Here is a 13,494-nt window from a genome sequence, read left to right as displayed (position 1 = left end):
GGCCGACCGCCCGCCTCAGTTGTCACCCTCGACGGGCGTGCACGGTTTCACGGGGGTGCCCGCCTGGGCCAGCCAGGCGCCGAGTTGCCAGGGCCGGGTCGCGTTGTGGTTGTCACGGAACTCCAGCACGAGCGTCTCGTCCGTCTTGATGTACTCCGGGTGGATCCCGATCTCCCGTACGGAGATCACCTGGGCGGCCTTGACCGAACGCCACCCCTTCGTCCTGGCTTTGAGGTCCTCCGATCCAGCGGCGGGCGGACCATCGTAAGCACCGTCCACACTGGCGAATCGAGGGCTCGCGCACCGCATGCGCTGGGCCAGGAACGTCACGTCGGCCTTGATGCCGGCCTCGCCCAGCTCTTTCTGCAACCCCTGGGGGTCGCGTAGTTCGTTGACGGTCACCGTGATCGTGCCGTCCGGACCCTTGGTCACCGCGTACGCGGGGGGCCCGGTGGCGATGATCAGCGGCGCGGTGGCCGCCGCCGCCGCGACCCCGGCCGCGACCAGCAGCCGGGGGGCGGTGACGACGCGCCGCCGGGTGTGCATCCCGGCCAGCAGCCGCCGCCTCGCCCCGGCGAGATCGTCCGGGGTGGCCGGCGGAACGGTCTCCCACATGGTCTTCAACGCGTCCATCGTCATTCTCCTTCTTCTCCCTGTTCCAGGGCTTGACGGATCTGGGCACGGGCCCGGTTGAGTCGCGAACCGACGGTGCCCAGCGGGATGGCGAGCGCGTCGGCGACCTCGTGGTAGCTCAGTTCGGCCCAGGCGACGAGCAGCAGTACGTCGCGATCTGCCCGTTTGAGCCTCAGCAGGGCCCGCGCCAGCGGGCGGTTGACGGCCAGGGTGTTGATCCCGTCCTCGACCAGTGCGCCTGGTATCTCCGCCGGATGCACACCACTGCGGATGTAGGCGCGGTAGAGGCTCGACTCGGTGCGCCGCCGTTTGCCGATCACGTTGGAGGCGATGCCGTACAGCCATGGGCGGGCGTCGGGGCGGCCCCGGTCGTAATCGCCCCGGCGCTGGAAGGCGGCCAGGAAGGTGTCGGCCACCACGTCCTCCGCCTCGGTGGGTCCCAGGCGTCTGGTCACGTAGCGGTGCAGAAGCGGCGCATGCCGGTCGAACAGGACGGCGAAGATCTCCGGCTCGTTCAGCGACCGCTCGATGAGGGTCGCGTCATCGGTCTCGACGACTTCGCGGCTGGTTGTCATGCATGTCGGCCTTTCTTGGCGTATGCGGTCATCTGTACTTACCGCGCCAAGCCGAAATGCTTCACCCGTGGTGTACCGACTCCACGGTGTACAGGTGCGGGTCGAAGTGGTCGGCGATCGCGGCGGCCTGCCCCATGTGCACTCGGGCCTCAGGGTCGGCCAGCATGGCCTGGAAGTCCGCCGCGCTCTCCCACTGGGCGTAGTTGACCACCCTGGTGCCGTCGGCGCTGGCGTGGATGTTCGCGGTGACGAATCCCGGCCGATGCCGCATCACCTCTTCGGTGGCGATGGTCAGGAGCTCGACGAGCTCGCGCTGCCGGTCGCTCTGGACGGTGAAGACGTTGATCAGCGTGGCGACCGGTGCGTCCAAGGTGATGGTCGTGGCCATGGAAGCCCTCCTCATGTCAGGATCCTTACATCGCCCATTATGTGTAAGGTTCCTGTCATGAGTCAACTCGATGAACGCATCGGCTACTTGGTCAAGCAGGTCCAGCAGTCGTTCCGCAGAGCCTGCGAGGAACAGTTGCGCACCGTGGGCCTGTCCATGTCCCAGTACGCGGTGCTCCGAGCGCTGGCCGACGCGCCCGGGGCGCCGGCGGCCGAGCTCGCCCGCCGTACGTTCGTCACTCGCCAGTCATTGCGGGACGTGCTCAGTGGACTGAAGGAGGCCGGGCTGGCCTCCGTCGCCGCGCAGCCGTCGGCGGGCCGGGCTCTGCCGGTCACCCTCACCGATTCCGGCCGGGGCATGCTGGATCAAGCGGAACGCATCGTGCTGGAGGTGGAGAGCCGCATGCTCAGCACCCTCCCGGCCGGCGACGTACGCCAACTGGCCACCCTCCTCACCACCTGCGTCGAGAATCTGGCCTGAGCGCCGTGCACGGCACCCAGTGCGCAACGAGGCGCCCGGCTGGGGGCCTCCCAGCCGAGCGTCTATCCGGGTCGGATGTCTAGCTTCGGCGGTGCCGCCGACGACGGCGGGCGAGCGCCGCACTATCGCTCGTATCCCCGAACAGATCAGGAGGCTTGGGGACCGGCGGACGCATCATTCCGAAGAAGTACAGGATTGACATGGTGTTCTCCTAGGACTCTGGCGTCAGCGGGGACGGAGACTGACCCCGCTCGACGGCTACAACACCACCAGCCCTCCGAAGCTGCCCCTCGAGAGGGCTTGTGACCTGGTTTTTTCCCACCCGGACCCCTGCCGAACAGCTCCCCGACCGGGCTTTACGCCGCGAAGGCATCGTTTTGTGGTTGTAGCGGACATTGCCGTCATAACGCGTTCCAAGCGGCCCCAGGCTCAGCGGCCCACCGCAACCACGTCTCCTGCAGCACGTCCTCGGCGTCGGCGGCCGAACCCAGCATCTCGTAGGCGACGGTGAACAACAGATTGCGGTGCGCGACGAACGCCTCCGTGGCGGGATCCGGGCGATCACCCCGACCCAGGTCCCCGAGCGGGGGCTGCGACGTGCCGACCCCTGCCGTTTTGTGACATCAAGACGGTAGTTCGGAGGCCTCAGGACGACAACTGGTTATTGATATTCAAGCGTTTATAGCGACATTTATCCCTCTTTAAAGTTCCGTGTGTCTTGAATCACTCCCACACTTTATTGACTTTAGTGGGTGGCGGACGTACTTTTCACGCGATGCCAATCATGGCATTTCCCAGGTAGGCAGGCTCTAAGGAGGAGTCATGTCCGGCAAAGGAGTTATGGCCAAAGCGGCCGGCGTTCTAGGTGGTGCGGTTATCGCCGCCACTCTCTACGCCATTCCGGCCCACGCGGCAACGTTTCAGTGCACCGTCACGGTTCGCGGTCTTCCGCCGTTCAGCGTGACGGTGAGCGCCCCTAGCGCCACGGCGGCCGAAGCGCTGCTCAGCGCACTCATACCTCGCGCCGCATCGGTAACCTGCCACGCCACCTAACCAACACACACGTCCGGCCGGATAATGGGGCGGACGCGGGTGCGGCCCGGCGGAATTTCTCTCCGGGCCGCACTACGAACATCCTGTCAGACCCGACTCTGACGGGTTTTTTTGCATTTCAGGAGCCGCACCCGGCCAGGCATGGGTGGAATTATCCGGTCTCGTCCTGGTGCCGAAATATCGATACCATCCTTTCTGATCAATAGGCTCCGGCCGCACGCCAGTCGTTGTACAGTCCCCCTGCTACGTCGACTGGTGGAGGCAGACGTTGTTGGTAAGGTTCGCGCGCGGATTCCTCGTTGTCACAATCGTCGCGGTCGGCTTGCTTCCGGGCAGATCTAATGCCGCCAGCGCACCGGTGGCGTCCGACGACGGCGCCACAATCACCGCGGAACGGTGGCTCGATGAGACCACGCTGGATGTGACGGTGTCGTCCCCGGCCTTGGGCGAGTCGGTGCCGGTACGCATTCTCGTACCGAAGGGATGGACGCGGACCGCATCACGCACCTGGCCCGTCGTTTACGCCTTTCACGGGGGGCGTGATACTTACGTCTCTTGGACGCGCAGCACCGACATCGAGCAGGTGGCGGCGGACTACGACGTCATGGTGGTCATGCCGGATACCGGATGGGCCGGATGGTTCACCGACTGGTGGAACTACGGAAAGGGCGGCGCCCCCAAGTGGGAGACGTTCCATACCGGCGAACTCCCGCAACTCATGGAGCGCAACTATCGCGCCGGCACCAGCCGCGCGACCATGGGCATTTCATCGGCCGGCTACGGGGCCGTGAAATACGCGGCCCGTCACCCTGGCATGTTCGCCTATGCCGCGTCTTTCAGTGGTGTGCTGCACCTTACCCAGCTGGGGGTTCCCGCTTTCGCCCTGCTTCAGGCGAGTGAACGCTACGACGCGCTGCGCATCTGGGGCGATCCACTCACCAATCGCAAGAACTGGGAGGCGAACGACCCCTACGTGCTCGCCTCCCAGTTGCGTGGCACCGCGCTCTACATCGCCAGCGGCCTTACCGGCCTGCCGGGCCCGAATGATCATCCCGCTGTCGGTGACGACTTGATTCACCCTCAGGAGGCGATCTGCGGGTCCACGTCCGTCTCTCTCGTCAACCGGCTCAAGCAGCTCGGCATCCCGGCCACCACGCACATCTACCAGAACGGCTGGCACAACTGGTCCACGTGGCAGCCGGAAATGCATCGAGCGTGGCCACTGATCATGAAGGCGATCGGGGCTCAGCCCCGCGCGGCCACGCTTCGGGTGCAGGCGTGATCGCCCGCTCAGGCAGCGCGAACAGCAGGGTCAAGATGGCGACGAGGGTGCCGAGGACGTAGCACAGCGAGCGCTGGAAGGACTGGGCGAACGCCTCACGACGCACTGCGGCGGCGGCGCGGGACAGCGCGTCGTCAACCGTCCGGGTGGCTCCGAACCCCTGAGAGCAGGGGGCCGACCGGCCGGGCCGATCATGTCCCATGGTCTGGCCGATCACACAGGTGCGGAAGTCGGCGAGGATCACGTCGCCGACGGGCCCGGACAGTCCCGCGGCCATGGACAACTCCTGGTGGATCCGCGGGATGATCTGGTCCACGCTCCTGGCCGCCTGCTGGCCGACCGCGGTGAAGAACACCACCCCGATGAGCGCGATCCCCAGGACCGTACCGAGCTGGGTGATCGCGTTGATCATCCCCGACGCGCCACCGGCCTCCTGAGGTGGCACGTCGGCGAGGGTGAGCGCGGTCAGCGGCACGATCACCAGTCCCAGCCCGACGCCGATCAAGAGGAGTGGCGCGATCATCTGCGGGGAGGTGGCCTGCGGGCCGTACCAGCCGTAGACGAGCACCCCCGCGATCATCATGGCCGCGCCCGCGATGAGGGATGCTCGGCCGAACCGCAGATACAGCCGCATGGACATACCACCGGCGATCGAGGCTCCGACGGAGAACGGGATCGTGGTCAACCCGGTGTGCAGCGGTGACCAGTCGCGGCCGAGTTGCAGGTACAAGGTCCATACGAAAAAGAACGCCGATATCACCCACAAGAGGAGCAGTTGCAGCACAAGTCCTGTGGTGTAGCTGCGGGCGGCGAACAGTCCCAGCTCGATGAGCGGCGAGCCGTCACTACGGGTCTTGCGACGTTCGTACAGGATGAACACCGCGAAGAGCGGCGGCGAGCAGATCATCGACACGATGCTCCAGTCAGGCCACCCCAGCTCACGGCCCTGGGCGAGGGGGTAGACCAGCAGCAACAGGGCGAAGGTGACGAGGAGCACGCCGATCGGATCCAGCCGCAAGGCGTGCGGCGCCCTGGACTCGTCTATGAGGAACACGGCCAGGGGAAGTGCCACCGCGCCTATGGGCAGGTTCAGCGCGAAGACGCCGCGCCAGGCCAGGTCGAGCGGATTCAGCTCCAGCAGGAGGCCGCCGATGACCGGACCTCCCACCATCGCCAGCCCGCCGATGAAGGCGTACAACGTCACGACCTTGCCCAGTTCCCGCCGGCCGAAGCCGAGATGGATGATCGCCAGCACCTGGGGCAGCATGAGCGCGGCCATCAGGCCTTGCAGGATGCGGGCGCCGACGAGCATCCCTGGGGACTGCGCCAGCGCGCACAGCGCGGAGGCGACGGTGAAACCGGCGGTCCCCACGAGGAACATCCGTTTGCGGCCGAAGATGTCGCCCAGCCGCCCACCGGTGATGAGGGTCACCGCGCAGGCGAGGGTGTAACCGGCGATGATCCACTGAATGGCGGCATAGGACGCGCCCAGATCGTTGCGGATGGCGGGAATCGCCACGTTGACGATGCTTCCGTTGAGCAGATCCATGAAGGCCGCGATCAGGAGCACCGCCAGCCCCACCCATCGTCGCCGCTCGGCACCGGGTGCCCTGGCGTTGTTCACCACGGGCCCTCCTCAATGAGAGCGGAAGAGACCGAGCCGGTCTTCGCCGATGCGTTCGCGGAGCGCCAGGTCGGTCACGCCCAGCCCTTCCGAGGGAGCGAGGCAGCGGATCCCGATCTTGCCGATGTGATCGCCCTGCTGGACTGACCGGACGGCTTCCGCGGCGTGCTCCAGTGGGTAGGTCCTCGACAGGGTCGGCGTGATCGTCCCCAGGCTGATCAGCCGGTTGACCTCGGTGGCTTCCTGGTAGTTCGCGCCGTGGCTGCCGATGATCCGCTTGATCCGCATCCACAGATACCGGTTGTCGTACTGGTGCCAGTAGCCCGTGCTGGATCCGCAGGTCACGATGGAGCCGCCGGTCCGGGCGAGGCCCACGGAGGCCGCGAACGTCTCCTGACCGAGGTACTCGAAGACGATATGGGGGTCTTGGCCGGTCAGTTCCCGGATGCGGCGGCCCAGCAGCCGCCACGACGCCGGATCGCGCAATCCGTGGTCGCCGAGCTCCAGGCTCGTACGGTCGATGACGTTCCGGCCGCCCATGGCGTGGATGATCTCGGCTTTGGCCGAGGAACTGACGACGCACACGGGGATACCGCCGCCGTTGAGGACGAACTGGATCGCGTAACTGCCGAGACCTCCCGTGGCACCCCAGATGAGGACGATGTCGCCCTGCTTCATCCGGGCTCCGTGTCGGCCGATGAGCATGCGGTACGCCGTCCCGGCGCAGAGGGTGTTGGCCGCGGCCTCCTCCCAGGTCAGGCACTCCGGCTTGGGGATGATCTGGTTCGCCTTGACGATGGTGAAGTCGGCCATGCCACCGAAGTTGGTCTCGTAGCCCCAGGCGAGCGGCGCCGCCATGACGCCGTCGTCCTGGGAGTACGGGTTGCCCGGATCGACGACTCCGGGGTGGATGACCACCCGGTCACCGACCGAGCAGTTCCACACCGCCTCCCCCGTGCGTACCACCACGCCTGAGGCGTCCGACCCGATGACGTGGTATTCCCGATCGTGCCGTGGCCACCATCGGCCATCACTCGTCCGGCGCCGCAGAAAGGTGAAGGTCGGGACCGGCTCGAAGATCGCGCTCCAGACGCTGTTGAAGTTGACCGCTGAGGCCATCACCGCCACCACGACCTCGTCCGGGGCGAGTTCCGGCATCTCCACCTCCCCCACGTGGATGGAGCGGCGGACATCCTTGTCGGAGGTTCCGGCGAACAGGGCGATCTCTGCCTTGAGGGTGTACGCGGCTCGGAAGCGGGTGGGCAGGTCACATGCGAGGAGCTCGGCGGGGCTCGCCCCCGCGCGGACCGCGTGGATCAGATCAGACATTGCTCGCCTCACCAGGAACGTCGCTTGTGGCTGTGTCAGCTCGACGACCGGGTGGTCTGCGGCTGCCTGAGAGCAGGCCGCGCAGGTGATCGGCGATGACGTTGACGCCGGGCGGGTCGAGGAGGTTGAGGTGATGGGTGCCCGGCACCGAGACGATCTCCAGCCGCGGGCACAGGTCCCCGAAGCCGTTGGCTTCGTCCAGGTCGTAGCGGGCGTCGTGCACGGTCCAGGGCGTCGGCTCGGTCGAGCGGTAGAGCACGACCCGCCCGTCGTAGGGCCCGGGGACATACCGTTCCAGGCATCGCGTGTCTTCGTGCGAGGTGAACTGATGCACCGCCACGGCCGGCGGCAGGTGCGCCATCAGCGGCGTGGTCCGCTCGATGACCAGCGCGAGCTGCTGCTCCTCATCCAGCGTGATCAGTTCCTCGTACGGCAGCGAGACCGGTATCCCATACGTTGTGGTGAGATATCTGCCGAAGTCGGCGTATCGGCGGGCGGTGGTCTCGAGCACGTTCTCCACCTGTTTGGGCAGGCCGGCGTCGATCATCGCGACCAGTTCGACCTCGCCTTGGTCGAGCCGCCGGGCGATCTCGTACGCGAGCACCCCGCCGAACGACCAGCCACCCAGCCGGTAGGGCCCTTCGGGCTGCGTGGCGCGGATCAGGTCGATGTAGCGGTCGGCGCGAGCCGCCAGTTCGAGGTTGTCCTCGAACCGCTCCAGCCCATAGATCACCTGGTCTTCGCCGAGCAGGGCGGCCAGCGGCCGGTACACGCTTGAGCTGCCGCCCGCCGGGTGCGCACAGAAGAACGGCACCCCGGATGCTGGTTGCGTGCCGTTGGCGAGCGACCGCACGATGCCGCGCCCGGCCTCCACGGGAGCGGGTTGCCCGGCGAGGCCGAGGCTCCGGCAGAGCTCGGCCTGCAGGTCCGCGAGGTTGCCGCCCCGCAGCAGAGTCGCAGCCTCGACGGGGACGCCGAAGTCGTGCTCCAGCGCGCTCTTGATCCGTACGGCGACGAGGGAGTCTAGCCCGAGCTCGGTCAGCGGCCGCGCCGGGTCGGGAGTGAACCCGAGTACGGTCGCCACCCTGTCGCTCACCCGCTCGCGGACGAGCCGCCGAGCGGTGCCGGGATCGAGGGTGCGGAGCCGCTCCGGCCCGGGCCAATCATCGGTGCCCGTGCTGTCGTCGGAGGTCGCGTCGACGAGTTCCGAGAAGTACGGCTGTTCGCGGATCTCGGGGAAGGCGGCCAGCGCCCGGCGTGCGTTGAAGCGGAGCACGCCGGCGGATCTCTGGTCGTGCACGAGCAGCGCCTCCAGCGCGTCCGCGCCTTCTTCCGGGGTGAGCGGGTCCAGCACGTCGACCCGCAGGCCGGCGGCGCCACCCACGTCGGCCCACGTTCCCCAGTTGATCGTGGTGGCCGGCAGGCCGTGCGCCCGGCGCCAGTCGACGAGCGCGTCGGCGTACGCGTTGGCCGCCGCGTAAGCCGCCTGCCCCGGTGAGCCGAGCAGCGCGGCGGCCGAGGAGTAGACCACCCACCAGTCGAGGTCGAGATCCTCGGTGGCTTCGTGCAGCCGCAGGGCGCCGGTCACCTTGGGTGCCCACACCTGGTGCAGGTCCTCGGGTCCGACCTCCGTGAAGATCCGGTCCGCCAGACCGCCCGCGGCGTGCACCACCCCATGCAGCCGCAAGCCGTCCCGCTGGCCGGCGGCGACCATCCGTTCGGCCACGCCGGGCGCGGCGATGTCACCGAGCACGATCTCGATCTCCGCGCCGGCCCTGCGCAAGCTATCGATGATCTTCTTGGCTTCGGGCCCCGGGCCGGATCGGCCGGAGAGCACCAGGCGTCCTGCGCCCCGCTCGACCAGCCGCTGGGCGGTGACCAGGCCCAGGCCCCCGTATCCGCCGCTGATCGCGTAGGCGCCGCCCGGCCGTACGAGGTGCCGCCATGCCCCCGTACCGAGGCGGGCCCGCCGCAGTCGCGCCACGTGGCGAACCCCGTCGCGCCAGGCGACCTCGGTGTCGGCGGTGCCGCCCAGCAGTTCGGCGGCCGCCGCCACGGGGTCGTCCACGTCGACGAGACTCGCGCGCAGAGCAGGGTGCTCGAACGCCAGAACTCTGACCAGGGCGCGCAGGAACGCCTGCCCCGGCTCACCCGCCTCGCCGGGCCGGACGGCGATCGAGCGCCGGGTGACGAACCACAGCCGCACGTCGGGTGGCAGCGCGCGGACCAGGGCGGACACGCTGAGCACCAGTTCCTTGTCGGTGAGCCGGGTCGGCACCACGAGCGCCACGTTGTCCGGCGAGGCCGTCCGGTTCTGGAGGTCTCGCCACGTGTGCTCCCGGGAGATGCGGTGACGTGCCGTGATGCGGTGTCCCGCGTGCGTGAGTATCCCGGTGACCGCCTCGGTGAAGGAGTCCCCGGGATCGGCGAGCACCAGCCAACCGGCCGACTCGGCCGCCTGGCCCGGCTGGTGCGGCGCCGTCGGGCTCCACACGGCCTCGACCAGCTTGGCGGCCAACGGTACGGGTACGGAGGTTGCCGGCAGCCGGCGCAAATGGACGCCGTCGGCCTCCAGCACGACTCTGCCCGTCTCGTCCACGAGTCGCAGCGCGGCGACCGCCGTGCCGTCCTTTCTCCGCCGGGGAGCCGTGAACTCGCAGTGGCCGCCCTCCCGGGTCGGCCCGAGCACGCGCATCGAGCCGATGCCCATGGCGGTCCACTCCGCGCCGAAAGAGGCCAGGCATCGATCCAGGACAACGGGGTGCGCCCGGAATCGGTGGTCCGCCTGCTCGGCGGCGGGCACCGGAACCCGGGCCGCCATATCGCGCGGGGTGACCTGTCCGCTGCCAATGGACGCGGTAGCGAGGAGCGTCCATTGCCCGGCGGGTGTACGGGTCTGCACCCGTACCTTCGCGTGGGGGCCGCCGGCCTCATGCGGCGTGATCGTCAGCGAGGTGGTGATCGTCGTCTGTTCGTCCAGCGGAAGCAGCTTGACGACGCGCAGGCCGCGCACGATCAGGTCGTCCGTGTCGAGTGCCGCGGCTCCGGCGGTCAGGACGATCTCCGCGTACGCGGCCGCGGGCAGGACGGTGACGCCGTGCAGCGGCAGCCACGGCAGCATGGCCTCGCCCACGTTCGCGCTCCACGCGTGCCGTCCGCCGGGAAGTTCGACGTGGACGCCGAGCAGCGGGTGAAACGATGATCGGGCGGATGTGCGCCGCGTCGGCATCCAGTGGTGTTCGTGCCGCCAGCTCGGGCCTGGCACGTCGATGACCCGGCCGGGAGTGGACCGCGCGATCGGCGATCCGCTGAGCCTGAGCGCGGCGAGCTGCGCGTGGAAGGTGAGGGTGTCGTCGGTCTCGGTGTCCCGTGTCGGGCCGCCCCGCAGGGTGGGCAGCACGAGCGAGTCCCGTACGGTCTCGCTCAGCGCGTGGGTCAGCAGCGGGTGCGCGGAGATCTCGATGAACGCGCGGTGGCCGTCCTCGGCGGCGGCCTGGACGGCATCGACGAGCCGGACGGGATCGCGCATGTTCGCCGCCCAGTAGTCGCCGTCGAACGCCGGGATCCGCCGCGGGTTGTCCAGGACGGTGGAGTAGAGCGGGACTCGTAGTTTCGCCGGTCGGATCCCCGCCAGTTGCTCCCGAAAGGGGGACAGCAACGGCTCGACCTGGGGCGAGTGGCCCGCTCCTTCGGCGCGTACCGGGCGGGCGAGCAGGCCACGTCGCTCGGCGCGGCTCACCACCGTGGCGATCTGGCCGGCGTCGCCCGTCAGCACCGTCTGCCGCGGTGCCGTACGCACGGCGAGGTGCACGTCGGGGCAGTCCTTGCTCAGCTCGGCGGCCTCCTCGGCCGAGGCGCCGAGGACGCACATGGCTCCCCCGCCCGCGATCCCGGAGAGCAGGCGGGCTCGACGGCAGATGACCGTGACCCCGTCCCGCAACGACAGCGCCCCGGCCACCACCACGGCGGCGACCTCACCCATCGAGTGCCCGATCACCGCGGCGGGCTTCACGCCGTACGCCTGCCAGAGCCGCGCCAACGCGACCTGTACGGCGAACAGCACCACCATCGTCTCGGCGGGGTCCGGCCGGTCGGCGTGCAGCGTCTCGCGCACCGAGAACCCGGCCTCGGCCTGGACCAAGGGTTCCAGGAGATCGATGGTGGCGGCGAACGCGCGCTCCTCGGCCAGCAGCGTGCGCCCCATACCCGGTCGCTGCGCCCCGTACCCCGAGAAGACCCAGACCGGCGCGGGCATGCCGGTGTCCACACCCGTGACCACCCTCGGGTCGTGGCGCCCGCGAGCCAGCGCCCGGAGCGCGGTGGTGAGCGTCTCGCGGTCGCGCCCCACGACTGCGGCCCCGAACCGGCCTCTGCCGTAGCGGCGGGCGAGGGTGCAGGCGACGTTCGCCGGATCGACGACGTGGTCGGCCAGCCGCCCCGCGTACTCGGTGACGCGCTCGGCGGAGACGTCGGAGAGGAGCAGCGTGTGGACCGGGCCGGACCCGGCGACCGGCTCGGGTCTCTCGGGTGCCGCCGCCAGCACGACATGGGCGTTCGTACCGCCGAAGCCGAAGGCCGACACGCCTGCCCGGGGCGCGGGTGACGGCCAGGGCGTCGGTTCGGTGACGACCTTCAGGCGCCACCGGTCGAAGTCGATGTGCGGGTTCGGCTGGTGATAGTGCAGGCTCGGCGGGATGCTCCGGTGCCACAGCGCGAGCACGGTCTTGATCAGCCCGGCGATCCCCGCGGCGGGTTCCAGATGGCCGAGGTTGGTCTTGACGGAGCCGATCAACAGGGCACCGGCGCGATCCTGGCCCAGCACCGCGCCGAGGGCGTGCGCTTCGATCGGGTCGCCGAGCAGGGTTCCGGTGCCGTGGGCCTCGATGTAGTCCGGCGGGGTCAGCCCGGCGTACGCCTCGCGCAGCAGCGCTTTCTGCGCCTCCGGGCTGGGGGCGGCCAGACCGTTGGAGCGGCCGTCGGAGTTCACGGCGGTGTTCTGGATGACCGCTAACACCCGGTCGCCGTCGCGGTAGGCGTCCTCGAGGCGTTTCAGGACGACCAGGCCGCACCCCTCCGCGCGTACCATCCCGTCCGCCGAGGCGTCGAAGGCCTTGCAGCGGCCGTCAGGGGCGGTGGCGCCCGCCAGCTCGAACGTCTGGGTGATCGTCGGGGAGAGCAGGACGTTGACGCCGGCGGCCAGCGCCAGGTCGCTCTGACCGGCCCGCAGGTCCTGTACGGCGAGATGGACGGCCACCAGTGACGAGGAGCAGGCCGTGTCGACGCTCAACGACGTGCCGTGCAGATCCAGCAGGTAGGACAGCCGGTTGGCGGCGATGCTCAAGGCCACCCCCGTCGCCGTCCAAGGCGACAGCGCGGCCGATTCGGCCATCGTCAGCAGCGCGTACTCCGGGGAGGAGATGCCGACGAATACCCCCGTACGGCTGCCGCGCAGTGACCTGGGAGCGATGCCCGCGTGGTCCAGAGCCTCGTAGGCTACCTCGAGCAGCAGTCGCTGCTGCGGGTCCATGGCGTCCGCCTCGCTCGCTGTGATGCCGAAGAACCGCGAGTCGAATCCGGCGACGTCCTCCAGGAAACCCCCGAACCGCTGGGCGCCGTCCAGTCGCTCCCATCGGCCCGCGGGTACTTCCCCGATCGCGTCGCCTCCCTCGGTCAGGAATCGCCAGTACGCTTCCGGGCCCGCTGTTCCGCCGGGAAATCGGCAGCCAAGGCCCACCACGGCGATCGCATCCGTGGATCGGCCGGCTGAGAGGCGGGGCGGGGCGGGGCGGTCCTGCCGCAGACCCATCAGCATGTGAGCGAGATGGGTGATGGTCGGATATTCGTAGAGCAGGAGGGGAGGCAATGAGCAGCCGAGCCACTCTTCCACCTCACCGATGATGGCCACGGCGTCGCGCGATCCGAACCCGATGTCGGCCAGCGGACGGTCCGGATCTATTTCTTTCTTCCGCAGATTGCAGCGATCGGCCACCCGGCCGATCAGGAATTCACGGATCGAGGACTCGTTCGGTTCGTTGCGATGGGCGTTCGGCATTGTTTACCTCCTGGTTATCGACCCCCTCGCAGCGGGATCAATGGTTGTTGTGTGCCTGCGGATGAGATCTGCCTTTCC

General features: G+C 68.7%; 8 protein-coding genes and 1 pseudogene. 2 read left to right on the top strand and 7 right to left on the bottom strand.

All coding sequences use genetic code 11. The features are described from left to right. Positions 1-15: 15 nt before the first annotated feature. The 3 genes from KME78_RS16310 to KME78_RS16300 form a co-directional block, all read right to left on the bottom strand. Complete coding sequence (locus KME78_RS16310) at positions 16-633, bottom strand: hypothetical protein (RefSeq protein ID WP_219529733.1); 618 nt, start codon at positions 631-633, stop codon at positions 16-18. Positions 634-635: 2 nt separating this feature from the next. After that, positions 636-1,208, bottom strand: a complete 573-nt coding sequence (locus KME78_RS16305) for an RNA polymerase sigma factor (protein ID WP_219529732.1) — start codon at positions 1,206-1,208, stop codon at positions 636-638. Positions 1,209-1,269: 61 nt separating this feature from the next. Next, a complete protein-coding gene (locus KME78_RS16300; RefSeq protein ID WP_219529731.1) occupies positions 1,270-1,596 on the bottom strand; it encodes an antibiotic biosynthesis monooxygenase family protein in 327 nt (108 codons plus the stop codon). A 57-nt stretch (positions 1,597-1,653) separates the two neighbouring features. Here KME78_RS16300 and KME78_RS16295 point away from each other — a divergent pair, with 57 nt between their 5' ends. Next, positions 1,654-2,076 carry a MarR family winged helix-turn-helix transcriptional regulator gene (locus KME78_RS16295; RefSeq protein WP_219529730.1) on the top strand — a complete coding sequence of 141 codons (423 nt, stop codon included), beginning with the start codon at positions 1,654-1,656 and terminating at the stop codon, positions 2,074-2,076. Positions 2,077-2,510: 434 nt separating this feature from the next. On the opposite strand, the pseudogene KME78_RS16290 reads toward KME78_RS16295, so the two are convergent. Further along, positions 2,511-2,651: pseudogene (locus KME78_RS16290) on the bottom strand (sigma factor); the annotation flags it as partial. A gap of 746 nt (positions 2,652-3,397) precedes the next feature. Here KME78_RS16290 and KME78_RS16285 point away from each other — a divergent pair. Beyond that, the gene (locus KME78_RS16285) at positions 3,398-4,411 is read left to right on the top strand and encodes an alpha/beta hydrolase (protein WP_219529729.1); all 1,014 of its coding nucleotides are present in this window, start codon (positions 3,398-3,400) and stop codon (positions 4,409-4,411) included. Here KME78_RS16285 and KME78_RS16280 read toward each other — a convergent pair. Genes KME78_RS16280 through KME78_RS16270 form a run of 3 tightly spaced genes read right to left on the bottom strand, consistent with a single transcriptional unit; the run spans position 4,356 to position 13,416 of the window. Continuing rightward, on the bottom strand, positions 4,356-6,038 hold the full coding sequence (locus tag KME78_RS16280; protein WP_219529728.1) for an MFS transporter: 1,683 nt from the start codon (positions 6,036-6,038) through the stop codon (positions 4,356-4,358). The genes KME78_RS16285 and KME78_RS16280 overlap by 56 nt on opposite strands. Before the next feature lie 9 nt (positions 6,039-6,047). Further along, positions 6,048-7,364: a crotonyl-CoA carboxylase/reductase gene (ccrA, locus tag KME78_RS16275; protein WP_219529727.1), complete on the bottom strand. Its 1,317-nt coding sequence runs from the start codon at positions 7,362-7,364 to the stop codon at positions 6,048-6,050. Beyond that, a complete protein-coding gene (locus KME78_RS16270) occupies positions 7,357-13,416 on the bottom strand; it encodes a type I polyketide synthase (protein WP_219529726.1) in 6,060 nt (2,019 codons plus the stop codon). Before KME78_RS16270 ends, ccrA begins: the two co-directional genes overlap by 8 nt. Positions 13,417-13,494 lie beyond the last annotated feature (78 nt).

It is taken from the genome of Nonomuraea guangzhouensis (assembly GCF_019396345.1).
GTDB lineage: Bacteria > Actinomycetota > Actinomycetes > Streptosporangiales > Streptosporangiaceae > Nonomuraea > Nonomuraea guangzhouensis.
This window is presented reverse-complemented; position numbering and strand designations above follow the sequence as displayed.